We start from the raw sequence: 24027 nt of genomic DNA, 5'->3' as shown, positions 1-24027 counted from the left end.
ATCATAATCTGTTGAATGGTTAACCAACCTCACAAACCACTCGAAAGCACATGAAAACGTTTGCTTGTGATCATTTATGAGTACAAGTGCAATTTTGATGGTTTGTTACACATTCGATATGAGATTAAGGTGATCAATCCGACATAAATATGAAATCAGGCTGTCACGTTATTAAGGTTAATTTAAACTAGTTCAAGTTTTACTACTTTCTTGATGCGCAATCTTCCGCGTATGTCTATTCCAAGAGAGTAGTGTTAAAAGCAGTGGAAACCCCAAAAAGTTCAAAAGGTATGACAATGAAGCAAGGCCTGATCGTAAAAAGCGCAATTAGCGCAGCAATCCTGGCAACTCTAGCTGGTTGTGCAACAGCACCTCAGCATGAGTGGGAAGCAGATAAAACTTACAAGCTGACAGTTCTTCACACCAATGACCACCACGGTCGCTTCTGGCAGAACAAATATGGCGAGTACGGCATGGCTGCTCGTAAGACGCTAATTGACGAGCTACGCGCTGAAATCGCTGCAGAAGGTGGTAGTTCACTACTACTATCTGGTGGTGACATCAACACAGGTGTTCCAGAGTCAGATCTTCAAGATGCTGAACCAGATTTCAAAGGTATGAGCAAGATTGGTTACGATGCAATGGCACTGGGTAACCACGAGTTCGATAATCCTCTAGAAGTTCTATTCAAGCAGAAAGAGTGGGCTAACTTCCCAATGCTTTCAGCGAACATCTACGACAAAAAGACTGGCGAGCGTATGTTCCAGGCTTACCAGATGTTCAACAAGCAAGGCATCAAAATCGCGGTTATCGGTCTAACAACTGAAGATACAGCTAAAATCGGTAACCCAGAGTTTATCGGTGGCGTAGACTTCCGCGACCCTAAAGTAGAAGCGAAGGCTTTAATCGCGGAACTTGAGAAAACTGAAAAACCAGATCTAATCTTTGCTGTGACGCACATGGGTCACTACGAAGATGGCAAGCGTGGCGTAAACGCGCCGGGTGACGTTGCTCTAGCACGTTACGTAGATGAAGGTTCTCTAGATATGATCGTTGGTGGTCACTCTCAAGAGCCTGTATGTATGGAAGCGCCGAACGTTGTTAAGAAAAACTTCAAGCCTTCTGACGAATGTAAACCAGACATGCAAAACGGTACTTACATCGTTCAGGCTCACGAGTGGGGTAAATACGTAGGTCGTGCAGATTACGAATTCCGTAACGGCGAACTTGAAATGGTAAGCTACGACCTGATCCCTGTGAACCTGAAGAAGAAAGTTAAGATCGACGGTAAGAAACAACGTGTTCTAATCGAAGATGAAATCAAGCAAGACGAACAGCTACTTGAATTCCTACGTCCTTACCAAGAGCAAGGCCAAGCGCAGCTTAATGTTAAGATTGCTGAAACTAACGGTAAGCTAGAAGGCGACCGTAACGTAGTTCGTTTCCAGCAGACTAACCTAGGTCGTCTAATTGCAACTGCTCACATGGAGCGTGCAAAAGCTGACTTTGCTGTAATGAACTCTGGTGGTGTACGTGACTCTATTGAAGCAGGTGACGTAACATACAAAGACGTACTAACAGTACAACCATTTGCAAACATCCTGACTTACACAGATATGTCTGGTAAAGAAGTTATGGATTACCTAAACGTTGTTGCAACTAAGCCTGTTGATTCTGGTGCTTACGCTCAGTTCGCTGGTATTTCAATGACAGTGGCAAACGGTGAAGTATCTAACGTATTCATCGGTGGTAAGCAGCTTCGTCTAGACGAAACGTACCGCTTTACAGTGCCTAGCTACAACGCAGCTGGTGGTGACGGTTACCCTAAACTGACTGGCCACCCAGGTTACGTTAACACTGGTTTCGTAGACGCTGAAGTACTAAAAGAGTACCTAGAAGCTAACAGCCCAGTAGACGTAAACAAATACGCACCATCTGGTGAAATGGTTTACAAGTAAGTTGACTCAAACTTATAAATCTCATTAAGCTAAAGCGCTACTCTTCGGAGTGGCGCTTTTTGTTTTCATTACCTTTGTTTGTTGCAATCAGGAGGGAGCATGACTCCTGCTATCAATCTCGCTAAGAAGAAAAAAATCACCCACACTATCCACCAATATGAACATGACCCACGCGCTGACAGCTATGGGTTAGAGGCAGCTGAAGTACTGGGGCAAGATCCGGCGATAGTTTTTAAGACGTTACTGTTTAGCCTAAATGGTGAGCCGAAAAATCTTGCTGTTGCGATTATTCCTGTCGACCATAAGCTCAATCTTAAGCAAGCCGCTAAAGCCGCTAAAGCGAAAAAGGCAGAAATGGCTAACCCTGACATCGCACAGAAGACGACCGGATATGTTGTTGGCGGTATTAGTCCACTGGGGCAAAAGAAAGCGCTACCAACGTTTATTCATCAAAGTGCGCAAGCGTTAGAGACGATATGTGTCAGTGCGGGTAAGCGAGGCTTAGAGATTGAGCTTGCACCACAAGATTTAGTGATGCTGACACGCGGCCAGTTTGCGGAGTTATGTATTTAATCACCTGCAGTCATTCCATAGAGTGACGAAGGAGCGAGTAGGGAATCTCATCCAGTTTCTTGCTCACTTAAAGTTTATGCCCTGTCTCAAAATAACAGCAATAAAAAAGGGTTGGCACTAAGCACCAACCCTCTCAATATATTTATCTGGAATCGAATCTACTTCGTTTCTTCTTCCATCTGCGCATTATCTACGACATGGTTCTCACCTAAATCTCTTGGCAGGATTAGGTTAAGCAGAATTGCCACGATACCACATAGACTCACACCCTGAAGGCTGAACTCGCCAACACCGAACGCCATGCCACCGATACCAAATACTAGCGTGATAGCGACGATAACAAGGTTACGTGACTTGTGTAGGTCGACGTTGTTCTTAATTAAAGTGTTTAGACCAACCGTTGCAATCGAACCAAACAGCAGAATCATGATACCGCCCATCACTGGCATTGGGATGGTTTGCAGTACTGCGCCAAGTTTACCAACCAGTGCCAGTACGATGGCAGAAACTGCAGCCCAAGTCATGATCACAGGGTTAAAAGCTTTAGTAAGCATCACCGCACCGGTTACTTCTGAATAAGTCGTATTTGGCGGCGCACCTACCATAGATGCCGCAATGGTTGCCACCCCGTCACCAGTGATGGTGCGGTGTAGGCCAGGCTTCTTAATGTAGTTCTTACCTGTTACGTTTGAAATCGCCAACATGTCACCAACGTGCTCAACCGCCGGTGCAATCGCAACTGGGATCATAAATAGGATTGCGTTGATGTTGAATTCAGGGAATGTAAAGTTAGGCAGTGCAAACCAAGCTGCTTGCTGAACAGGGGTGAAGTCAACAATACCGTAGCCAAGGCTTAGACAGTAACCGACAACAATACCACCTAGAATCGGTGTCAGCTTTAAGAAGCCTTTCGCAAAGACACTGAGAACAATAGTTGTTAGTAATGAAGCAATTGAAATGACTAATGACGCATCCGCATCAATAACTTGTGTACCATCAACCTTGCCAAGCGCCATGTTAACCGCAACAGGTGCAAGCCCTAAACCAATCACCATAATCACTGGGCCTACGACGACTGGTGGCAGTAGTCTGTGAATGATTTCTACACCACGTACTTTAATTAGCGCGCCCATTGCAACGTAGACAAAGCCTGCAGCCATTAAGCCACCCATTGTGGCAGGCACGCCCCATGTTTGTACGCCATAAAGAATAGGGGCAATAAATGCGAAAGAAGATGCAAGGAAAATTGGTACGCTGCGACGGGTTACAAGTTGGAAAAGAAGGGTTCCGACGCCAGCACCAAATAAAGCAACGCTTGGGTCTAATCCGGTGAGTAGAGGTACCAACACCAATGCACCGAATGCGACAAATAGCATTTGTGCACCTTGAATGGCATTTTTCATATTGTTATTCCTTTATATGGCTGGATAAAAACAGACTTTGCTAATCTGTTTGGCAAAAATAAAATTCGCGGGATTTTATCATTGTGCCAAACGATTGCAATTCGAACTGGATCAAATATTTGGCGATTAATCGATTGAATGGCTCAATGGGTTATCAGCGGAAGGCTAGATTTTTGAAGCGGCAGTAGTCCTTTAGTTGCCCCGTTGGCGATAGTTGCTTATCATCAGCTTTTAAAGAGTAGTAAATTGATCTTAGGAAAAGTATGCGCCATTTAGCTTTGTTGGTTTTAGGGCTGGTTACATTACCTGCTATGGCTTTGACCAATGTAGATTTGTACCGTTCAGAAGTAGTGCTTGATCAAGAGGCTAAAAATGCCGATGCACAAGCACGAATCGAAGGTATGAAAGAAGTAATTGTTCGAGCTTCAGGTGACCGTGATGCAGTAGCTAATGAAGTGGTCAAAAAAGCGTTAAGACAGAACAGTCAATATCTAACCCAGATCAGTTATGGTCAGTTGGACGGAGAACAAACTTTACGAATGGGCTTTAGTGCGCCGCATATTCGTTCTCTTCTCAGCCAAGCTCAACTTCCAGTCTGGCCTGCAGCCCGTGCCAATATTCTTGTTTGGTTGGTTGAAGAACAAACAGACCGAAACATTATCTGGGAACACTCACCTTCGGCAGTACTCGAACAGCTTAAAAGTCAGGCTGATAAGCGCGGGCTTCCGTTGACAGTGCCAGTAGGCGATTTCGATGATATTACAGGCGTTGCAGTTTCTGATTTATGGGGTGGTTTCATCCAACCAGTAGGCGCTGCGAGTCAGCGTTACCCTGTCGATGCGGTACTGGTAGTAAAAGCGCAAGGTAATTCACTGCGTTGGACGCTTTACGATCAAAAACCAGCGACAATTGGTGTGACTCGTCAGGCGCCGTTATCGGGCTCAAATAATGGTGAAGATGCAGCGGTTAAGATGGTCAATCAACTTAGTGACTACTACGCGAAGAAGACTGCTGTTGTTGTTGCCAATGAATCATCTGAGGCGATCAAAGTTCGCTTTACCGAATTGAGTGACGCGGTTGGTTTCTTCACTTTAGAGAACAAGCTCAAGAAATTGAGCTCAGTCGCTTCCATCGATATTCTGAAGATTCAAGGCAACGAGGTGACCTTTAACGTGCACTTGCTCTCTTCTCCAGAAGAATTTAAGCAAGAAGTACTACGCGCTGGCCCAATTAAGCAGCTTGAAAGTGTTGTTGAAACGCCGTTAGTTGTGATTACTGAACCAGTAGAACCAGCATTTGAAGCAACGCCAGAGTCTGCTCAAGGCGAGGTAGAATCGAATGCACAGTCAACAGATTCGACGACCTCGCTAGAGACAGTAAATACTCCGACAGCACCATTAGTTCCGGCTGAGCAAATCTTAGTCTATGAATGGCAAGGTAAGCCGTATGTATATGTTGCGCCTAAGATTGAAGGAGAGATTGTGATTGATTCGGATTCGGCAGAAAGTGATGTGGAGTCTGTTATTCAAGAAGAAAGCTCTGCAGAATAAATATTGATTAAAGAAAAAGGGTCTGGAAGTCCAGACCCTTTTTTGTATTTGTAATTTGTTACTCAGACTCAAATCGCGATTTTTCTTCTTTCTCTACTTTAGAAAGGCGCTTTAGCTTCATGCCTAACTCTTTACCTCTTGCTCGGGCATAAAGAATGTTGCCAAAGAAGGCGATCGTTGTCAGTAGTATCTCAACCACAGCCAGCCAGCGTTCACCGTCATCGACCCATAAAATGGTGAAGCCATGCAAGAAATAAAGCATAAGAACAAAGTTCGCCCATGCATGAGTGTATGGCTTGCCAACTAAAATACCTGGTAGAGGAAGTAATAGCGGCACCGCCCATGCGATGGCTAGCGTCGTACTGCTGATATGTGGATGTGGAGAAAGCGACAGTTGCCAAAGAGCTATCCAAGCAAGCAGTGCAAGGTTGCCAAACAAGGCTAACAGGCGGTATAGCTTTGTGGTCGGTTGCATCTCGTGCATATCTATCGTTCCTTCATTTTTAATGCAGCATTTGCCAAGCGTTTACCAAGTTGCTGAGCAAGTACTATTTCATCGTCACTAAGCTTACCGCCTAACGAGCTGATTGTACTTGCGCCATAAGGGGTTCCGCCACTTTGTGTCGAGTGAAGCTTTGGCTCCGAATAGGGAATACCAAGAATCATCATGCCGTGATGCAGTAGAGGTTGCATCATGGTGTGTAAAGTTGTTTCTTGCCCACCGTGTAAACTGGATGAGGAGGTAAACACACACGCTGGCTTATCGATTAAATCACCGGATAACCACAATGGCGTTGTTTTGTCCCAAAAGTGTTTCAGTGGCGCAGCCATATTACCAAACCAAGTTGGGCTGCCTAGTGCTAAACCATCGCAGTGCTTGAGCTCTTCAAGACAAATAACGGGATCTTGAGCGCTGGATTCCCCCTCTAGCTCGTCAACGGTACGCAGTAATGCTTCACACTGAGGGATGGACTCCACCCCTCGAGCAATCTGCCTAGCTACAGACTGTGTCGCACCGTGTCGGCTGTAATAGAGGATGACGATTTGGCACATCATAGAATGTCGAGAACTTGCTCCGGCGGACGGCCGTGTTTCGCTTTACCGTTGGCAACCACGATAGGGCGTTCAATCAGTTTTGGATTTTCGCTCATCGCTTTAAATAGCGTTTCATCATCGGCCGTTTTTAGCTCAAGCTCTTTGTAGATATCTTCTTTAGTACGCATCATATCGCGAACGTCAGTAAGCTCTAGCTGAGACATTAGCTCTTTTAGCTGTTCTACACTTGGTGCAGATTCTAAGTATTTGATGATTTCAGGTTGAATGCCTTTTTCTTCAAGCAGTGCAAGTGTTTGACGGCTCTTTGAACAGCGAGGGTTGTGATAAATCACGACTGACATGGCAGTTTCTCCATTTATTATTGTAAGGCTAAGAAGCGATCGCGCTGAACCATTAGCTGGTCAATGCGGGCATCGTATCTTGCTTGTTTTAAGCTTCCCAGCTCAGCCAGTTGACTTGCTTGGGTATAGTATTGAATCGCTTTGTTCCAGTTAGCTTTTAATGCGAGGATTTCGGCGCGAGCAGCCAAATCTTCATCACTTTTACCTAAGTGGATGTTTGCTTCTGAAAGTAAGTGCCAGCCATTGACATCTTTCGGGTTGTCGTGAGTGTATCGCTGGAGCACTTTTACCGCTTCTTCATTTTTCTCTTGTTTGAGTAATGCGTTGGCGTAGTTAATCGTGATAACTGCATTGTTAGGTGCTGACTTCAATGCTTGTTTTAGCAGGCTCTCTGCTTTACCCGCTTGTTTTTGTGCGATATACAGATCGGACATCGCGTCTAAATAAAACAGGTTGTGAGGATCTTGCTTGATAAGGTCATTCAAAATGACGGCGGCTTGATCAAGCTGGTTGTTATCTAGATAGACCAGTGCTTTACCATATTCGAAGGCGACTTTTAGATTTGGTGCGACTTTCTTTTGCGTGCGTTTAAACCAATCTTGCGCGGCTTTGCTCTCAATGCCTGCATAGCGAGCCACGATACGTGCACGTGCTAAATGGTAATTCAGCGAAGGATCGACTCTTCTCGCTGGGTAATTTTGCGCTCGGGCACGACTGTCAGTAATACGGTCTTCGGGTAATGGGTGAGTCAGCAGCATCGGCGGCGGCTTACTTGCATAGCGGTATTCATCAGCAAGTCGGCCGAAGAATCGAGGCATGGCATTCACATCGAAGCCCGCTTTAGCTAGGGTATTAATACCAAAGCGATCGGCTTCTTTCTCATTGCTTCGGGTATAGTTGATTCGGCCTTGCATGTTGCCAGCTGTGGTTGCGGTAATCGCGGCCATACCCGCCTCAGGAGAGGCTATCGCAAGCAATAAAGCACCGGCAAGCGCGGCCATAGTGGCAGGGGAGCGTCTTGCTTGCTCTTCCATGCTTCGAGCTAGGTGTCTTTGCGTCACGTGAGCGATTTCGTGGGCAACAACGGAGGCCAGTTCACTTTCACTTTGTGCATGAAGAAACAAACCTGAATGCAACGCAACATAGCCACCAAAGAAGGCAAATGCGTTAATGTTTCTATCGCGGATCATAAAGAAGGTGAACGGGGTTTTTACATCCGATGCGTTGGCAACCAATCGATGCCCTAAGCTATCAATATACTCATTCAGTACCGGGTCGTTCACGATGGGCTGACTCGCACGAATCATGCGCATATACGCATCACCATATTGAATTTCTTGGTCAATGGTGAGTGTGCTACTTGCAGTCGTACCGATATCTGGCAAATCCAAACTGTTTGCGAGTGATGGGGCAGGTGTGCTTAAAGCCGCTGCGACACATAGGCAGACTAATGAACGCGTACGTTTAAACATATATGAAAGATGATACTCCATTAATTCTTCACCTAGGGTTAGGTCTATACTAACAAGGTGGGTATACGCTTGGACAGCGTAGAGTCAAGATGGTTTCCAATCCCAGCTTCGAATTCAGTTGTCAGGTCAGAGTAGTGACTTCACACAGACTATTTACACTGACGCATGCAAAAAAACACTATACAATATCTAGCCGTAATAATATGCATCGGGCGAAAGAATGGAACCTAATATTTTGGATTTACGCCAAGAGCGGTGTCCTATGGCGCTTTTACTTGCTAAGCGTCACACAAAAGGATTGAGCGTTGGTGAGCAAACTCAAATCTTAGTGTCCGATTCTAATTCGATGAAAGATATTACCCGATTTCTTCATAACCACTTGTTTAGCCTGACATGTGAAGAGATGAATGGCTATTACCGTATGCAAGTGATTAAGGAACCTAGTTGAATGTTTGAAATGGTGAGTCGTTGGTATAAACGACGTTTTTCTGATCCGCACGCAGTGAGCCTAGTTGCGATCCTGCTGTTTGGTTTCATTACGATTTATTTCTTTGGCAATTTGATTGCACCTCTATTGGTTGCCATTGTACTGGCCTATTTACTTGAGTGGCCGGTTGTTCAGCTCTCTCGTATGGGAATTCCCCGCACTTTTGCCGTCATTCTAGTTATCCTTGGCTTTATTAGCCTGATGATAGTCGCCATTTTCGGTTTAGTACCGACCATTTGGCAGCAGGTTGGTAACCTTATCAACGACATTCCGTCAATGTATGTTGGCCTTCAAGGCGTGATCTCTGAATTACCTCACCGCTACCCTGAACTTGAAAACTTCCAGATCGTTGAATCTTTGGTGACCAATGCGAAGAATCAGGTGATTGGAATGGGTGAGACTGTAGTGAAAGGCTCACTCGCTTCATTAGTCAGTCTCGCGACATTGGGCGTTTACTTGATTTTAGTGCCGCTGCTAGTGTTCTTCTTACTGAAAGATAAAGATGAGATGATCGATATGGCGAGTGGTATGCTGCCGCGCAATCGTCGTCTTGCAACTAAAGTGTGGCACGAGATGAACGAGCAAATCTCTAACTACATTCGCGGTAAGGTGATGGAGATCTTGATCGTCGGTGGTGTTAGTTACGTTACCTTTGCCATTCTTGACCTTCGTTATGCTGTGCTATTGGCGGTAGCGGTCGGCTTCTCTGTTCTCATTCCTTACATTGGCGCGGCAGCTGTGACAGTGCCTGTGGCGATTGTCGGCTTATTTCAATGGGGTCTTACGCCTCAGTTTTATTGGTTGCTTGTTGCCTACGGTATTATTCAGGCTCTAGACGGTAACGTATTAGTACCAGTGCTGTTTTCTGAAGCGGTAAACCTTCACCCTGTGGCGATTATTGTCGCGGTATTGGTGTTTGGTGGACTGTGGGGATTCTGGGGCGTATTTTTCGCTATCCCATTGGCGACCTTGGTGAAAGCGGTGTGGAATGCGCTCCCTAGCCATGAAGAAGAACTGAGCACTTAGCCCTTTAAATAAGTGCAAACGATTACATAAAAAGCCCCGAGGCAACTGCCTTGGGGCTTTTTATTTGTGCTCCAGTTGGCATTTTTCACCCCTTTGGAATTTACTTATATTTAAAAGTGTAAGAAATTTCTTAAGTAAACGTTACGTCAGACGATAACTATACTAATAACAATAATAACAAGCTTGCCGAACATAAAGGAATACTATGAAATTCAGCCAAAAAATCGTTGCAGCTTCTTCAGCATTACTTTTGGTTACCGTGACGTTGCTGTCTATTCAGCAGCTAAGTACCGTTAAACAGGAAGTCGAAGCGCTGGTAGACACCAGTCTTACTGAGATGGTGAAAGGGGTGAAAAACACCGTCGTTTCAGAGATGGAAAGTAAGAAATCTCTGGCTCAATCAACCACCGAGGTTATTGAGATTGATCCGCAAAATCGACAGTTAGTAAAAGAGATTCTAGAGAAACCTGAGATCAAAAGCAGTTTCCTAGCTGTAGGCTTTGGTTATGAGGCAGATGGTTTCGTTGTTGAAAATGATGATGGTTGGGAAGCCGGTCCTGATTATGATCCACGTGTTCGTCCATGGTTTAAAGATGCTAAGGCTCAAGGCCGCTTGGTGGTAACAGATCCATACGTCGACGTTTCTTCGAAAAAAGTGATCATTTCAATTGGTACGCCTGTTAAAGAAAATGGCAGCTTCATGGCTGGTATGTTCTACGACATGGAGTTGGGCGGTTTGGCAGACCTCGTCAATAGCGTCAACCTGTTGGATGCGGGTTACCTATTTATTGTCACGGCTGACGGTACCACTATCGCTCACCCAGAAGCGGCGAACAATGGCGAAAACCTGACAAAATACTTACCAAGTGCCAAAGTACAAGAAGGTGCTCAGCACTTCGAACAAGATGGTAAGAACCTAATGGTTCGCTTTACTAAAGTGCCATCAGAAAACTGGTATGTGGGTGCAGTTGTTGACGAAGATATCGCATTTGCGGCGATTGCAGACATGCGTAATAGCTCAATTATCTATGTCCTAATTGGTGTAGTGCTGAGTATCGTTATTCTTAGCTTCCTAATCAAAGCGTTGATGCGTCCACTAGCTACCTTGAATGATGCGATTAAAGATGTGGCTTCGGGCCAAGGTGACCTGACCAAGCGTCTAGATACCAATACCGATAAAGAGTTTGCTGAACTAGCAGAAGGCTTTAACACCTTTACGCAAACACTGCAGACGCAAATTCAACAATCGAAAGCGATTGGGGTTGAAATTCTGCGTGGTACTGAAATGACCGTTCAAGGTGCGCAACATTCAGCGAGCGCAATGCGCAGTCAGCTTGAAGAGCTTGAGCAACTTGCAACGGCGATGAACGAAATGGCTGTGACCGCAACAGAAGTCGCGAACAATGCACAGGGTGCAGCGGGCGCAGCGAAAGAAGCGGATGATGCGACTCAAGATGGTTCGTCGGTTGTGAGTGATACTACAGCGTCGATTGATACGCTTTCAGCCCGTATTGATCAGGCGGTGGAAGAAGTTCAAGGCCTAGAGTCAGCAACGGCAAATATCGAAACCATCTTGAAGGTTATCAATGATATCGCGGACCAAACTAACTTGTTGGCACTCAATGCAGCGATTGAGGCTGCTCGTGCGGGTGAGTCAGGTCGAGGCTTTGCGGTCGTAGCTGATGAAGTAAGAACACTTGCTCAGCGTACTCAAGAGTCGACAACGGAAATCCGTAGTATGATTGAGCAGCTTCAAGCGGGCGCAAGCTCAGTGTCTGCAGCGATGAACGAAAGTAAGAACACTGCGGTTGATGCGGTTGATAAAGCTCAAGCAGCTGACGGTGCACTGCAAAGAATCCGTGAGGCAATTCAACGTATCAGTGACATGAACATGCAGATTGCTTCTGCGGCAGAAGAGCAAAGCTTAGTGGCAGAAGAGATCAACAGTAATACGGTTAAGATCAAAGACCTGTCGACTCAAGTGGCTGATTCAGCAGAAGAAGCTAACATGGCGATGCAAGTTCAGACTGAAAATGTTCGTGAACAAGATGCAATTTTGAATAAGTTCATCGTATAAACTTATTGGATACGGCAAACAAAAACGCCAGCGATATCGCTGGCGTTTTTTTATTGGTTGAATTACTTATTTTCGTTTAAGTAATCAAGCACCACTTCATGGTGAGTCTTGGTTTTGAACTTGTTGAAGACGTGTTCAATCACGCCTTCTTCATTGATTAAGAAGCTGATGCGGTGCAGACCGTCATAGATTTTGCCCATAATAATCCACCCTTGTAAAAAATCTAGGACATAAATCTTGACGAAATCCAGAAAAGTCTTTCTTTAATAGTGGGTTAAGTTAATAATTTCTCCTGTTTAACTACAAATATAGCAGTTGTCATTTTTTTTTGTCAATTTGACTTCTATTTACCGTCTTTCGACGTGAAAAAATGTCATAAAAATCTTAGGTAAGGTTGGAGTCGTAGAGCTTCTGGCAAACTACCGCTAAGTTACGAGGATGCCCTTGTTCCCAGAAGGCCGCTCATTCTCTTGACGGGATGAGCGGAACAGCTCGCTTGAACCGTATGACTTCATGGCAATTCCTTGTGTCATAATCGCCGTCGCCTGATATCTCAATGATTTTGCGACGTGTCTGCTTGAGCAAGTTGGGAAGCACTTCGGCATCGGTTACGTTAGATAAGCTCACTCTCCTGCGGCTATTTCGTGGGTGTTGGTATCTACTGCAATATGTAGCTTACGCCAAACCCTGCGCGTCCCATCAGTTCCCTGCTTCTTGACCTTCCACTCATCTTCGTCATAAACCTTGAGACCATTGGCATCAATGGCTAGGTGTTGTATCGCACCTCTGGTTTTAGTTTTAAATGAAACCTCAACTTCCTTAGCTCGACGGCTTATACAGGTGTAGTGCTGGCAAACTAGAGGGATGTTAGCCAACTTAAATACTGAGTCTAGAAAACCTTACAGCGCTCTCAATGGCATGGAGAAAACGCGTTTCACCATCAGTGCAGTAGTAATGGCTAAGTCACCGAACCGACGAGGTCTACCACGCTTGCCTTGTTTGTTTTGCTTCCTCTCGGCTATCGCTTCTTCATCAATCCAAAAGGTCAGAGAGCCACGATTTATTAAGGCTTTGTTGTACTTTTTCCAGTTAGTTGTTTTGTACCGAGGTTTAGACATGAGACTACGACTATTAATGGGTGTAACCAGATCAGATCGTAGCTTCTTGATCTAGTTCCATCGATTTAAGCAACAAAGCCCCTTTTAGATAGAAAAAGCTATTGACTCTGAATATTTGCACTTGGGTCATCGAGGCAATTTGGAATTCAAACATCGATTCCTGCTTAACGCCACAATGGCGCGCAAAAGGTGTTGATGCCCGCTCAGTCTGACGTTGTTCTCTACCTCATTAAAAACCAAGAGAACCCATAGTGCTAAAATTGCTCCCATTCGTGATGTTTTTGATATTCAAATGAGAATTGTATTCATTTAGTCTTTTTGTCGATTTTATTAATAAATATACAGAGATATAAATAATGAATAACTATACAGTGGTCGGGGCTGTTATCGCGGGGCTCCTTGGGACGCTGCCTGCACACGCCGTCGATAGCGTGGATGAAACGGTGATCGTACAAGCCGCACGCGTAGAGAAAGACATCAAAGACGTCCCTCAGAGTATGGATGTGCTGACGTCAGAAGACATCAACACACAACGTTACCGCACCGTCGCTGACGCGATTAAGACCATTCCAAACATGACGTTGTCAGACATTGCGGGCGATTATAATTACATTCAAGTGCGTGGCTTACCGAGGAACTTAGAGCAGGCCAATGTCCCTATTTATGTTGATGGCGTCCCCCAAACCAGTTTGTACGGTCTCAATTTATCCTTGGTTGACGTTGAATCGATTGAATTCTTGAGAGGGCCTCAAGGCAACATATACGGCAGTAATGCTCGCGACGGTATCATTGTAATTACCACCAAGCAGCCTGCGAACGAACCGACCGCCAACGTCAAAGTCGGCGCGGCGAACTACAACGAGAAAAGCGCTCAGGTCCTCGCGTCCAGTGCGATTATTGATGATGAACTCAGTGCAAAAATCGCGATCAACCACCTCACTCGCGATGGCTTTGTGGACAATACTCACTTAGGCAAACCCGTTGACGACAAAACCCAAAACAACGTGGCGATCAGCTTCCATTGGACACCGGACTCTGACTGGTCAGCCAGTTTGTACATGGATTATGGCGAAACGGAAGGCGGGGCGTACCCATATGTGCCGGATGCCACCAAACCCAATCGAGGCGATGATCTTAAAACGGCGATGGATGTCGAGGGGCTCTTTGACCAAACGTCGAAAGGATTGGCGCTCAACCTGGGTTGGGATGCCCACCCTGAGTGGGCGTTAAGTTCGGTGACTGGATATCGGAGTCTCAAGACGTATGGGCGATTTGATGCGGATTTGGCGGTCACTCCTACTGCCATGTCGTCGCTTGTTGACACTTGGCTTGACGAAGAAGATTACTTCCAAGAATTCAGACTTACGTCGACGCCTGGGGCTTTACCCGTGGACTGGATTGCTGGCGCCGCCTATTACAAAGTCACGGAGAACAATCGTAACCGTGCGGCAATGACGGCGACCAATATGGATTTAACTCGTGTGGCGGGTGATTTTAGTCGCGATACGTACACCGCTTATGTGGATGCGTTATGGCGTTTCGCCCCAACTTGGTCGGTCAATGTTGGTGGTCGTTATACCAAAGAAAACTATGAGATTGATTCTGCGTTCTACAACATGTTTTCTAGCCCAGCTCAAACCCAAGGGAGCTACTCTACGGACTACGGTAAATTCCTGCCCAAGCTTGCAATCAGCAAAGATTTTGGTCGCGATCATACGGTGTATACCAGCTATGGTGAAGGGCTCTTGAGCGGTGGTGGCAGTTGGATGGCGGAGGAAACCACGACGTCGGGTCAACGTTTGGGGTATGGTAAAACCTATGCGCCTGAGACCAGTGAAGTGGTGGAAATTGGCTATAAAAGTTACTGGATCGATCGCACGGTGATAGCCAACATCAACCTTTTTGATGCTCGTGTGAAAAATTACCAATATGCCTACCCAGATGCGGGGAACAATACCCGGATTGCTTCGATACAGGAAGTGCTCTCTCGCGGGATAGAAGGATCAATCTCTGCGTTGCTGACAGAAGCGTGGCAAGCGGCGCTACGCTTTGGTTTTAATGACGCCAAAATCACCCAAGTTGATGGTTACACCGGGGCCAGCATGGCGCAAGGCAACCGTGTCCCGTATGCTCCCGAGCACAATATTCACCTCGAAACCACGTACTTTGCTCACCTGAGCGAGGACTGGAGCTTTACGCCGAGCATGAGTGTTAGCCACTACGGCGATGTGGCACAAGATGGCCAAGGCAAAAAATTCCAAGACCCATACTGGATTGTGAATGCGAATCTTGATTTCACTTACCGCGACGATTATTCCATCCGTTTATGGGGCGCGAACTTAACCGATGAGCGGTATCAAACCTACTCTGTCAATTGGGCGGGCACCGATTACAGCACCTATGGTGAACCACTTCGATTTGGCGTGGATTTAGAAGCCAAATTCTAATTCAGTGCCATTCATAAGGCAGCACGTGATGTGCTGCCTTCTTTGTGTTTAAGGGAATCATTATGCAAAAACGCACGGTACATCCGTTAACCTGGCTGTTTCGTCAATGCCAATCACATCAGTGGATGCTCTGGCTGGCGATTGTGCTATCGCTGACGGCGGCAGTCTTGGCGTTAGGCCCCTATTATGTGGTCTACTTGATCGTCGATCACCTGCTTGCCGGGGATGGGGGCCAACACTTGTGGTGGTTGTCGATGGTGGCACTTGCCTTGATGCTTGGTCGCTATGTGTGCTTACTGGCGTCGGTGTACTTGTCTCACCATTGCGCTTTTCATATCCAATACCATATTCGCCGCTCTGCCTTAGATCGTCTTGCCAAGACAACGCTGGGATTCTTTAGTCAAAAAACCAGTGGTGAGCTGAAAAAAAACCTAACGGAAGACATTGACCGTATAGAAGTGTTCATTGCGCATCAGCTGCCGGATTTGGTCGCTTCCGTGGTGATCCCTTTGACGACATTCAGCTTGTTGTTGGTGATTGACGCCAGAATGGCGCTGATAGCCCTGCTCCCGATCCCATTGGCCCTGCTGTGTCAGATGGCGTTGTTTCGCGACTATCAGTCGAAAGCAGAGCAATACCATGAGTCGGTGGAGAAGCTCAATCGATCGGTGACAGAATTCGTCAAAGCCATGCCCGTTGTGCGTTTGTTTGGTATCGGCGAACGTTCATACACTCAGTTGGATCGAGATATCCAAAGTCATCAGCAGTATATCGAATCCTGGACTCAGAGTGCGGGTTGGCCGTTTGCGTTATTCAAAACGGTATTGGGCTCTGGCCTCGTATTTATGGTGCCCTGTGGGCTGTATTTTTGGTCACAGGGCACACTCAGTGTGTCGAGCTTCTTGCTGTGTATTTTACTTGGGGTGGGCATGCTAGAGCCGCTCTTTACTCTCACCTTGCTCGGAACGTATCTCGGGCAAGTGTTTGAGGGGGTCGCGCGCCTTATCAATATTGTGACCCTGCCTAAGTTGGCGGAGAATGTGAGTGAAACGCCAATACGCAACTTTGACATCGCCTTCAGGCAGGTCGATTTTGCTTACGAGGGGCAAGACACGCCTGCGCTCAACCAAGTCAGTGTGAGTTTGCCGGCGGGAAGTCTGACGGCCCTTGTTGGCCCGTCGGGCGCCGGTAAGAGCACGTTGGCCGCATTATTAGCGGGTTTTTGGCCGCTCAAGAGCGGGGAAATTTTCATTGGTGGGCAGCCCTTGTCTCAGTTGTCTGAAGCCCAGCGTATGGACGCCATGGCACTGGTTTACCAAGATGCTTTTGTGTTTACACAAACGGTCATGAGCAATCTGACCATGGGCAAAGACTACCCGATGGAAGCGGTGATTGCAGCAGCAAAAGCGGCCAATGCTCATGACTTTATCTGTCGATTGCCGGATGGCTACGACACGGTTGTCGGCCAAGAGATCCGACTGAGTGGGGGAGAGAAGCAACGCTTATCCATTGCTCGCGCGATATTAAAAGATGCACCGATTGTGGTCTTGGATGAACCGACGTCGCATTCTGACGCGACCAACCAAGCGTTAATCCAAAGCGCATTGAACACACTGATCGCGGGAAAAACAGTGCTCATCATTGCGCACCGCCTCGCGACGATACAAGCGGCCGATCAAATCTTGGTGATGGAGAACGGAGCCGTGACAGACCGAGGAACGCACAACCAATTGATCGAGCGAGCGGGGTGGTATGCCGAGATGTGGCAGGTCAGCCAGCAGGCACAAACTTGGTCAATGGGTCAGCAGACACAGCACGAGGAGGTCGACTGTGCTTAATCAAATCATGCGATTATCGGGTTGCTCGAAGGCAACCATTGGCAAAAACATCGCAGTGGCGATGGGGGATGCGCTGACCATGGCGGTGCCCAATTTTTGCGTCTTTTTCATCTTGACAGAAATGGTGCAGCCGACGCCTTCTGATACGCGACTGATGTTGTATTGTGGTGTGATTGTCGTGTGCCTGCTGGCGCGATTGATGGCGGTGAGGAGCACGTTAGTCACTCACAGTGCCTTCAGCAGCCGCTCAGGCTACACGATGCGAACCAACCTGATGCACAAGCTCACCCGTATCCCTCTGGGAACGCTGCTTTCACTGGATTTAGGCACCCTGAATAATACCTTGTTGAAGGACGTTGAGTTTTCCGAGCATACGCTGTCTCATGTGATCAGCTATGTGTTGGGTATTGCTTGTGTTTTGCTCTTGATCCTGCTGGGGTTGTTGGTGGTCGACTGGCGTTTATCACTGAGCATGTTGGTCGGGTTTCCACTGGCAACCGCTCTGTTTGTGTGGCTAACGCGGCTGACGCAACGAGGCAAAGGGCAGCTCTTTCAAGCGGCGGATACGCTGAGCAGCGCGGTCTTTGAGTACATCATGGGTATACGGGTGTTGAGAGCCTACGGTCAAGCGGAAGGCGAACTGCTCGCGCTTCGCGACAAAATGAAGCGGGCACGCGATGCGCATCTCAAATACGAAATGGGGGCCAGCTTGGCGCCTGCGGCTTTCATCATTTTCTCCGAAGCAGGGTTTGCCAGTCTTATTCTTTTTGGTCTCTACTCGATGGGAACGCAGACGCTTTCGTTGACGGTATTCTTGCTGTTTTTACTTGTTTCAATGCAATTTTATCGTCCCCTGACTCAATTGGCGATTTTATTGTCTCAGTTTCAGTATTTTAAGGTATCAATGGCGCGTATTGAGGGGGTATTAAAAGAACAAGAATTGAAAGCCGATACGGCCATCACGGCGGAGCGATCTGGCCACGAAGTGGTGTTCACCGATGTGTGTTTTGGCTATCAAGGTACCCCCTTGTTTACGCACCTCAATATGGTGTTTCCAGAGCAATCCGTTACTGCCATTGTTGGGCCATCAGGTTCGGGGAAATCCACCCTGCTCAGTCTGATCGCGCGATTTTGGGATACGGATGAAGGGCGGATCACGATTGGCGATCAGGACATCAAGGGGATGAGCCAAGTGGAGATCGCAGAGCGCGTCAGCATGGTGTTTCAGGACGTCTATCTGTTCGATGATACCATCTATAGTAACCTAGTGATGGGCCAAGAGGTCTCGGCAACACGACTTGAGCAGGTGTGTCGTCAGGCGCAGTGTTGGGAGTTCATTCAGCGTTTACCCGATGGCTTCGAAACCGTGGTCGGTGAAGGAGGGATGAGGCTTTCTGGAGGGGAAAAACAGCGTATTTCGATAGCGCGTGCCTTATTAAAAGATGCGCCGATCGTGCTGCTGGATGAGGCAACGGCTGCGCTGGATGCGGGTAATGAAGCCCTTATTCACCAAGCAATCGCGGCGTTGGTCAAAGACCAAACCGTGATTGTTGTGGCGCACAATCTGTCCAGTGTGGTGAAAGCGGACCAAATCGTGGTGTTGGCGTCCGGACAAATCGAAGCGGTCGGTTGCCATGAAGCGCTGATTAAAACGTCATACGTGTACCAAACTTTGTGGAATGACCAGTTGAAATCGCAAGGTTGGAAAGTTTAAATAATTGTTTTTATTCGATTAAAATGGAAATTCTCGTGTTTGTATAGCTCTTAATTTAATTGATAATCGTTATCATTTATAGTATTTTCATTGATTGCTCAAAAGAGATTAATGCTAAGAGATGTCATCATGGCCTATATAGAAAGTAACGTTGAGTCCGCCTTCAAAATGTGTACAGGGTATGAAGGAGGGGGTGAGAATCGACTGGCGGACTACGCCACCACAAAAGTCGAGCTTGATGAAGAGGTTTGCTTAGGTCATGGTTATATCGTCGAGCTAGCGCCGGGACTCAACATCACTTACAGCGACGTGACTTTCAAGCATCCCACCAGTTTTACGGAGGCCGCACAAGACTATTTTGGTGCGTGTTTAGCCATTGAAGGGCAAGTGGAGGTGCGAGTTTCTGGTGGATCCGAGTCGATCACCATTGACAAGGATAAAGCGCTGTTTTTTGTTTGTCATCAAGGCGAATTAGACTTTCGTTACGATACCTCTCGGACCAAGTTCATCAACTTCTGTGTGCCCAAGTCGATGATGAAGTCACTGTTTGAGGATGACGCAGATAGACATTTTGATCTGAATTGCTTTGAATCCGTTCCGGTGACGACCGATATCATTAAGAATGTCGACGAGATTTTCCGCTCTAAATTGGGGAAAACCGCTAATAACCTCTATCTCCAGGGCAAGGTATTGGAGCTATTGGCCCTGCTGTACCACAATATGCATCGAGAGGTAACGGTGTGTTGTGGTATGACCCCAAGAGACATGGATTGCATTCAACTGGCGGCGCGGATCATGGAAGAGCGGATGGAGTCGCCCCCGTCTCTGATTGAGTTGTCTCGCCAAGTGGGCATTAACGACAATAAACTCAAAAAGAATTTTAAGATCGTCTTTGGTGAAACTGTGTATGGTTTTTTGTCCAATAAACGAATGATAAAGGCGGGTGAATTGTTGGCGGTCGGTGATCTGTCGGTACAGGAAGTGGCGCATCGAGTTGGCTTCAAACACGTCGGTCATTTCTCGAAAAAATTCAAAGAGCAGTATATGTGCAGCCCGAAACAATATCGGCGCAAGTCGGTCCATGCGGAATAAACCAACGGCTCAAGCGATACTTGAGCCGTTTTTTTTGACTTACGCAGTCTTGAGCTCCGGGTTGAGGAGGTTTTTGTTGAGCTGGAGGTAGCTTTGCGCCCCAAGCAGCAGGGCCGCAAACGTCAGTCCACAGGTGAGCAAGAGCCAGATTTGTTCGATATTGGGCTGCTCAACCAGCCAGCCTTTGACCCCGATGAAATAGCTGATGGGAATAATGACAATCCAATAGACGAACAACACCGTCACCAAGGGTTTAACGAACTCTTCCAATCCACGTAAGATGCCTGCCGCCACCATTTGTATCGCGTCCACCAATTGGAACATGGCAATAAAGAGGATCAAGCTTGAGATGAGCGCCACCACTTCGGGATCGTCACTAAACCAGGGGGCGATGTGTTGGCCAAAGGCTAAGATCACGCCAGTCATGATGGCACCATACAGGGTGGCCATCGTCAGTGCAGCGAGGCCAGCGCGTTTGGATTCGGAGGGGAGAGACTGGCCACGGTAATGGGACACCTGAATGGTGGCGGCGCTACTGATTGCAACCGGGATCATAAACACCACCATGGCAATGTTGATAGCGACTTGATGTGCCGCCACCACTTTTGTGCCCAGTGCGGATGCGAAGAAGGCTAACGCCGTCAGCGCAAGCACTTCGAGGACGAGGGCAATACCGATCGGTAAGCCTTCGACCAGTAAACGTTGTGCTTCGCCAGGAGCGGCTTGAGCCGCGGGTTGACCTAGGGCCCGTAGCGAGCGTCGGGATAAGAAAATCAACCCAGCCAGTGCGCAATACGTCGTTATGGCGGTGGCAATACCGCAGCCTAAGCCTCCTAGCTGAGGAAAGCCCAAATATCCGTTGACCAAGACGAGGTTCAGCGCGCTATTGACCACCAGTAGCAGGGCACCTGTGAGCGCGATGGGTCGCATGTTGCCGCGCCCTTCATTGAAAAAGCGGTATAGGACCATATAAGTGAGGCCTGGCACCGCAAACGCCACAACATGAAGATAGTTCTGACTGATCTTTGCGACGTCCTGTGCGGCGATGAGATAGGGAGCGGAGAAGGCGAACGCCTGCACCAGACAGAAGCCGAACAAAGACAGCAGCGCGGCGTTGCGTTTTCCTAGGGCCAGCAACTTGGCACCGGCTGCCGGATCTTGTTGGCCATTTGCGGCGGAAAATTTGGGGACCAACGCGTACATGATGCCGGTGATCAGGATGGCGATGGGCGTCCAAATGTTACTGGCTAAGCCAACAGCGGCCAGATCTCGATAATGGTACTGGCCAGCCAACAGGGTATCGACCAGTCCCAGCGAAGCTTGGCAGATTTGGATAAACATTAATGGCAAAGCAAGCTTTATTAAGGCCATATATATCGGTGGTTTTTTCTTCATTTCTTGATCCGTGGTTTAAGTGGTTTCACTAGACTTGGCTATTGTGGCATGCGCACAATAATGTTTTTGTCATTATGCGGAGCAAAATATTCACCGCACGGATTTGATAATGTATATCATTAGCATTTGAGAGATATTTGTTTAACCTGAAGCTCCTTTTTTAAAAATTATTACAGGGATGTTTCACGTGTTAGCAGAACAAATCTCGCTCCTTCCAAGCGACCAGGACGCGCACTATTTCCTCCTGCCTGTTGGGCGCCGAGTGGCGGACAAGTCTGGCTTAAGTTTGCATCCGATCCTGTCTTTGTCGCCGCGAGACCCTCAAGATCAGGTTCGTCACCTTCTTTCGGTGGGTGGCACTATGACAGGGCAAGGGTATTTGGCTTGCAATGTGCTGCTGAGTTCGCAGTGGTACATCGCCTCATTGGAATGGTCATTGGAGCAACAAGTGATTCAGCGGTTTCGTTTTGAACCCATTGAATCACCAGCGCGACATATCCGTACTCTGATCAGTTTTGATGCACGAGCGGCCGGCGAGCTGCACGAGGTGCTTGGCAGCGAATACGATGTCCTGATCATGACGCTTGATGGTGACGCGATGATTCACTGTTCGCCAGGCTATGACCCGAAAGAGATTGAGCTGTTCGTTGAGCACTGTCAGAGCGCCGGCGGGAAAGAGGGGACTTGGTTGATGGGGCCACCCAATGAGTGGACGTCTGATGAGGCCTTGTATTCCGTGTTTCGTCACCACGCGCGTTGCCGCCCTGATCACCCCGCCATTGTCTCAACTCAACTGACCGTGACCTATGCGCAACTGCTGACTCGGGTTGAGGTGTTGATGTCTCATCTGGCTGGTCATTGTCAATCTGGCCTTCCTGTTGCGCTGTACCTGGAAAGGGGCGTGCAGCAAATAGTGGCTACACTCGCTTGCCATGGTCTGGGTTGTCCGGTGGTGCCGATCTACTACGATACGCCGCTGGAGCGCGTGGAGACTCAAATCGCCATTGTGCAGTGCCAGTGTGTGATCACGGCGAGTGAAAAAGCGCGTGTATTGCGCTGCGATAGCGCGCTAATCCATATTGAATCCCTGTTAAAGGCGCCGTTGCCTGATGCGACGCTGCCAGCAGCTCCGCTCGCGCTCAACAAACCGAATTATGTGTATTTCACTTCGGGTTCCGAAGGGTTGCCGAAAGCCGTCGCTTTGCCGGGACAGGCGATTGCGAGGCTTATTGCCGAGCCAGATTTCTTAGGCTCGATGTCAGAGCAAGTGTTTAGCTATATCGCCAATCCTGCGTTTGATGCGTCGGCTTTGGAGCTATGGGGGGCCCTATATAACGGTGCGACGCTCGCGATATTGGACAAAGACGAAGTGCTGGATGTCCAGATCTTGTCGGATACGCTGCGCGGGTTGGGCGTCACCACGTCATTTTTCACCTCCGGACTGTTCAATCGTATTGCTGATGCGCCTGTCCCCGTGTTTGACACATTGTCTTATGTGATGTTTGGGGGCGAAAAAGTCTCCATGCCTCATGTGCACCGCGCGCTGGCACAAGCGCCATCCACGCAGTTTATCCACTGTTATGGCCCAACAGAAAACGGGATCTTTACTACCACGCATGTGGTGGATCCCTGTCTCGCTCTACAGGGGAAAGATCTGCCGATCGGTAAACCGGTCAAAGGCACCCAAGTCGCTCTGCTCGATCACGCGTTGCAGCCTGTCCCGCACGGCAAAGTGGGTCAACTGGTGTGCTTTGGCGATGGGCTTGCTACGGAATACATTGGTGCAAAAGCGCAAACCGAGCAGAAATTTATCGAGTTTAACGGTGAGCGAGGGTATTTGACTGGGGATTACGTGCGCGTGTCGGCCGAGCAAGAGATTGAGTTTGTCGGACGCGTGGACTCACAGATCAAACTCAATGGTTTCCGCATTGAGCTGAGTGAAATCGAGACGGCGCTGCGGACTCATGAGCAGGTGGCCTCGGCTTATGTACGTATGTGTCCGGTCAAACGTCAACTCCAGGCCTTTTACACCAGTGTTGATGGCGGGGATGTGACGGACGTGGGGCGGACTGTGGCTCATATGCCGCACTACATGCAGCCTGCGGTTGTCCTTCGTGTGGCAACGATCCCGCTTAACCCAAATGGCAAAGTGGATCAGAACGCCTTGGACGCGCTTATCCAACCGACCCCTCGGCCTGTCTTAGAAGAGCCGCATTCAGAGACAATGCACACCGTCTTGGCGATCTATGAAGCGGTGTTGTGTGCCCCGGTCGGAGACCGTGACAAATCCCTGTTTGAGCTCGGTGGTAACTCACTGCACTTAATGCAGCTCCTGAGCCAACTTCGCTTGACGTTTGCTCATCGTCTTGAGTTGTCTTTTTTGGCCGAGAACTCATCGCCGAAGGCGATATGTGAGTGGGTGGAACTGCAGCAATGGAATCAAACACAAGACGAAACGACACAAGAATGGACGTTTTAAC

17 protein-coding genes and 2 pseudogenes are annotated in these 24027 nt (G+C 47.9%); 11 read left to right on the top strand and 8 right to left on the bottom strand.

What is annotated here, in order from left to right:
- The first annotated feature begins 296 nt into the window (after positions 1-296).
- The gene (gene ushA / locus ELS82_RS08845) at positions 297-1958 is read left to right on the top strand and encodes a bifunctional UDP-sugar hydrolase/5'-nucleotidase UshA (RefSeq protein ID WP_134835172.1); all 1662 of its coding nucleotides are present in this window, start codon (positions 297-299) and stop codon (positions 1956-1958) included.
- 99 nt (positions 1959-2057) lie between these two features.
- Complete coding sequence (gene ybaK, locus ELS82_RS08840) at positions 2058-2531, top strand: Cys-tRNA(Pro) deacylase (protein ID WP_134835171.1); 474 nt, start codon at positions 2058-2060, stop codon at positions 2529-2531.
- A 158-nt stretch (positions 2532-2689) separates the two neighbouring features.
- On the opposite strand, the gene ELS82_RS08835 is transcribed toward ybaK, so the two are convergent.
- A complete protein-coding gene (locus tag ELS82_RS08835; protein WP_134835170.1) occupies positions 2690-3934 on the bottom strand; it encodes a uracil-xanthine permease family protein in 1245 nt (414 codons plus the stop codon).
- Between the two features lie 263 nt (positions 3935-4197).
- Between ELS82_RS08835 and ELS82_RS08830 the strand changes: the two genes are divergently transcribed.
- Positions 4198-5484: a DUF2066 domain-containing protein gene (locus tag ELS82_RS08830; RefSeq protein ID WP_134835169.1), complete on the top strand. Its 1287-nt coding sequence runs from the start codon at positions 4198-4200 to the stop codon at positions 5482-5484.
- 58 nt (positions 5485-5542) lie between these two features.
- On the opposite strand, the gene ELS82_RS08825 is transcribed toward ELS82_RS08830, so the two are convergent.
- Genes ELS82_RS08825 through bepA form a run of 4 tightly spaced genes read right to left on the bottom strand, consistent with a single transcriptional unit; the run spans position 5543 to position 8353 of the window.
- Positions 5543-5968: a DUF2069 domain-containing protein gene (locus ELS82_RS08825; RefSeq protein ID WP_134835168.1), complete on the bottom strand. Its 426-nt coding sequence runs from the start codon at positions 5966-5968 to the stop codon at positions 5543-5545.
- Between the two features lie 2 nt (positions 5969-5970).
- Positions 5971-6540: an NAD(P)H:quinone oxidoreductase gene (gene wrbA, locus ELS82_RS08820; protein ID WP_134835167.1), complete on the bottom strand. Its 570-nt coding sequence runs from the start codon at positions 6538-6540 to the stop codon at positions 5971-5973.
- Positions 6537-6881 carry an arsenate reductase (glutaredoxin) gene (gene arsC, locus ELS82_RS08815; RefSeq protein ID WP_053440335.1) on the bottom strand — a complete coding sequence of 115 codons (345 nt, stop codon included), beginning with the start codon at positions 6879-6881 and terminating at the stop codon, positions 6537-6539. The genes wrbA and arsC overlap by 4 nt, the downstream gene beginning before the upstream one ends.
- 17 nt (positions 6882-6898) lie before the next feature.
- Complete coding sequence (gene bepA, locus ELS82_RS08810; RefSeq protein WP_134835184.1) at positions 6899-8353, bottom strand: beta-barrel assembly-enhancing protease; 1455 nt, start codon at positions 8351-8353, stop codon at positions 6899-6901.
- A 220-nt stretch (positions 8354-8573) separates the two neighbouring features.
- Here bepA and ELS82_RS08805 point away from each other — a divergent pair, with 220 nt between their 5' ends.
- The 3 genes from ELS82_RS08805 to ELS82_RS08795 all read left to right on the top strand — a co-directional run bounded on the left by ELS82_RS08805 (position 8574) and on the right by ELS82_RS08795 (position 11943).
- The gene (locus ELS82_RS08805; RefSeq protein ID WP_134835166.1) at positions 8574-8801 is read left to right on the top strand and encodes a sulfurtransferase TusA family protein; all 228 of its coding nucleotides are present in this window, start codon (positions 8574-8576) and stop codon (positions 8799-8801) included.
- Entirely contained in the window at positions 8802-9866 is a 1065-nt protein-coding gene (locus ELS82_RS08800; RefSeq protein ID WP_134835165.1) for an AI-2E family transporter, read from the top strand.
- Positions 9867-10071: 205 nt separating this feature from the next.
- Positions 10072-11943 carry a methyl-accepting chemotaxis protein gene (locus ELS82_RS08795; protein ID WP_134835164.1) on the top strand — a complete coding sequence of 624 codons (1872 nt, stop codon included), beginning with the start codon at positions 10072-10074 and terminating at the stop codon, positions 11941-11943.
- A 62-nt stretch (positions 11944-12005) separates the two neighbouring features.
- Here ELS82_RS08795 and ELS82_RS08790 read toward each other — a convergent pair.
- Together ELS82_RS08790 and ELS82_RS08785 are read right to left on the bottom strand one after the other, a co-directional pair.
- Positions 12006-12143: pseudogene (locus tag ELS82_RS08790) on the bottom strand (thioredoxin-dependent thiol peroxidase); the annotation flags it as partial.
- A gap of 193 nt (positions 12144-12336) precedes the next feature.
- Positions 12337-13061: pseudogene (locus tag ELS82_RS08785) on the bottom strand (IS5 family transposase); the annotation flags it as partial.
- Positions 13062-13417: 356 nt separating this feature from the next.
- On the opposite strand from ELS82_RS08785, the gene ELS82_RS08780 reads away from it, so the two are divergent.
- From ELS82_RS08780 to ELS82_RS08765, 4 genes are all read left to right on the top strand, one after another.
- Entirely contained in the window at positions 13418-15508 is a 2091-nt protein-coding gene (locus tag ELS82_RS08780; RefSeq protein WP_134835162.1) for a TonB-dependent receptor, read from the top strand.
- 62 nt (positions 15509-15570) lie between these two features.
- Entirely contained in the window at positions 15571-17346 is a 1776-nt protein-coding gene (locus tag ELS82_RS08775) for an ABC transporter ATP-binding protein (protein ID WP_134835161.1), read from the top strand.
- Entirely contained in the window at positions 17339-19060 is a 1722-nt protein-coding gene (locus ELS82_RS08770) for an ABC transporter ATP-binding protein (RefSeq protein ID WP_167489278.1), read from the top strand. Before ELS82_RS08775 ends, ELS82_RS08770 begins: the two co-directional genes overlap by 8 nt.
- A gap of 129 nt (positions 19061-19189) precedes the next feature.
- Entirely contained in the window at positions 19190-20152 is a 963-nt protein-coding gene (locus ELS82_RS08765) for a helix-turn-helix domain-containing protein (RefSeq protein ID WP_167489276.1), read from the top strand.
- A gap of 39 nt (positions 20153-20191) precedes the next feature.
- On the opposite strand, the gene ELS82_RS08760 is transcribed toward ELS82_RS08765, so the two are convergent.
- Positions 20192-21547, bottom strand: a complete 1356-nt coding sequence (locus tag ELS82_RS08760) for an MATE family efflux transporter (protein WP_134835158.1) — start codon at positions 21545-21547, stop codon at positions 20192-20194.
- Between the two features lie 187 nt (positions 21548-21734).
- Between ELS82_RS08760 and ELS82_RS08755 the strand changes: the two genes are divergently transcribed.
- Entirely contained in the window at positions 21735-24026 is a 2292-nt protein-coding gene (locus ELS82_RS08755) for a non-ribosomal peptide synthetase (protein ID WP_167489274.1), read from the top strand.
- Position 24027: the final 1 nt, after the last annotated feature.

The sequence above is a fragment of the Vibrio ouci genome (assembly GCF_004551525.1).
Taxonomy (GTDB): domain Bacteria; phylum Pseudomonadota; class Gammaproteobacteria; order Enterobacterales; family Vibrionaceae; genus Vibrio; species Vibrio ouci.
Note: the sequence above shows the minus strand (reverse complement) of the source record. Positions and strands in the feature narration are given on the sequence as shown.

What these genes read in the sequence shown, in the direction of transcription:
- ushA (WP_134835172.1), top strand. Translation starts at nt 297, where the DNA reads ATGAAGCAAGGCCTGATCGTAAAAAGCGCAATTAGCGCAGCAATCCTG.
- ybaK (WP_134835171.1), top strand. Translation starts at nt 2,058, where the DNA reads ATGACTCCTGCTATCAATCTCGCTAAGAAGAAAAAAATCACCCACACT.
- ELS82_RS08835 (WP_134835170.1), bottom strand. Translation starts at nt 3,934, where the DNA reads ATGAAAAATGCCATTCAAGGTGCACAAATGCTATTTGTCGCATTCGGT.
- ELS82_RS08830 (WP_134835169.1), top strand. Translation starts at nt 4,198, where the DNA reads ATGCGCCATTTAGCTTTGTTGGTTTTAGGGCTGGTTACATTACCTGCT.
- ELS82_RS08825 (WP_134835168.1), bottom strand. Translation starts at nt 5,968, where the DNA reads ATGCACGAGATGCAACCGACCACAAAGCTATACCGCCTGTTAGCCTTG.
- wrbA (WP_134835167.1), bottom strand. Translation starts at nt 6,540, where the DNA reads ATGATGTGCCAAATCGTCATCCTCTATTACAGCCGACACGGTGCGACA.
- arsC (WP_053440335.1), bottom strand. Translation starts at nt 6,881, where the DNA reads ATGTCAGTCGTGATTTATCACAACCCTCGCTGTTCAAAGAGCCGTCAA.
- bepA (WP_134835184.1), bottom strand. Translation starts at nt 8,353, where the DNA reads ATGTTTAAACGTACGCGTTCATTAGTCTGCCTATGTGTCGCAGCGGCT.
- ELS82_RS08805 (WP_134835166.1), top strand. Translation starts at nt 8,574, where the DNA reads ATGGAACCTAATATTTTGGATTTACGCCAAGAGCGGTGTCCTATGGCG.
- ELS82_RS08800 (WP_134835165.1), top strand. Translation starts at nt 8,802, where the DNA reads ATGTTTGAAATGGTGAGTCGTTGGTATAAACGACGTTTTTCTGATCCG.
- ELS82_RS08795 (WP_134835164.1), top strand. Translation starts at nt 10,072, where the DNA reads ATGAAATTCAGCCAAAAAATCGTTGCAGCTTCTTCAGCATTACTTTTG.
- ELS82_RS08780 (WP_134835162.1), top strand. Translation starts at nt 13,418, where the DNA reads ATGAATAACTATACAGTGGTCGGGGCTGTTATCGCGGGGCTCCTTGGG.
- ELS82_RS08775 (WP_134835161.1), top strand. Translation starts at nt 15,571, where the DNA reads ATGCAAAAACGCACGGTACATCCGTTAACCTGGCTGTTTCGTCAATGC.
- ELS82_RS08765 (WP_167489276.1), top strand. Translation starts at nt 19,190, where the DNA reads ATGGCCTATATAGAAAGTAACGTTGAGTCCGCCTTCAAAATGTGTACA.
- ELS82_RS08760 (WP_134835158.1), bottom strand. Translation starts at nt 21,547, where the DNA reads ATGAAGAAAAAACCACCGATATATATGGCCTTAATAAAGCTTGCTTTG.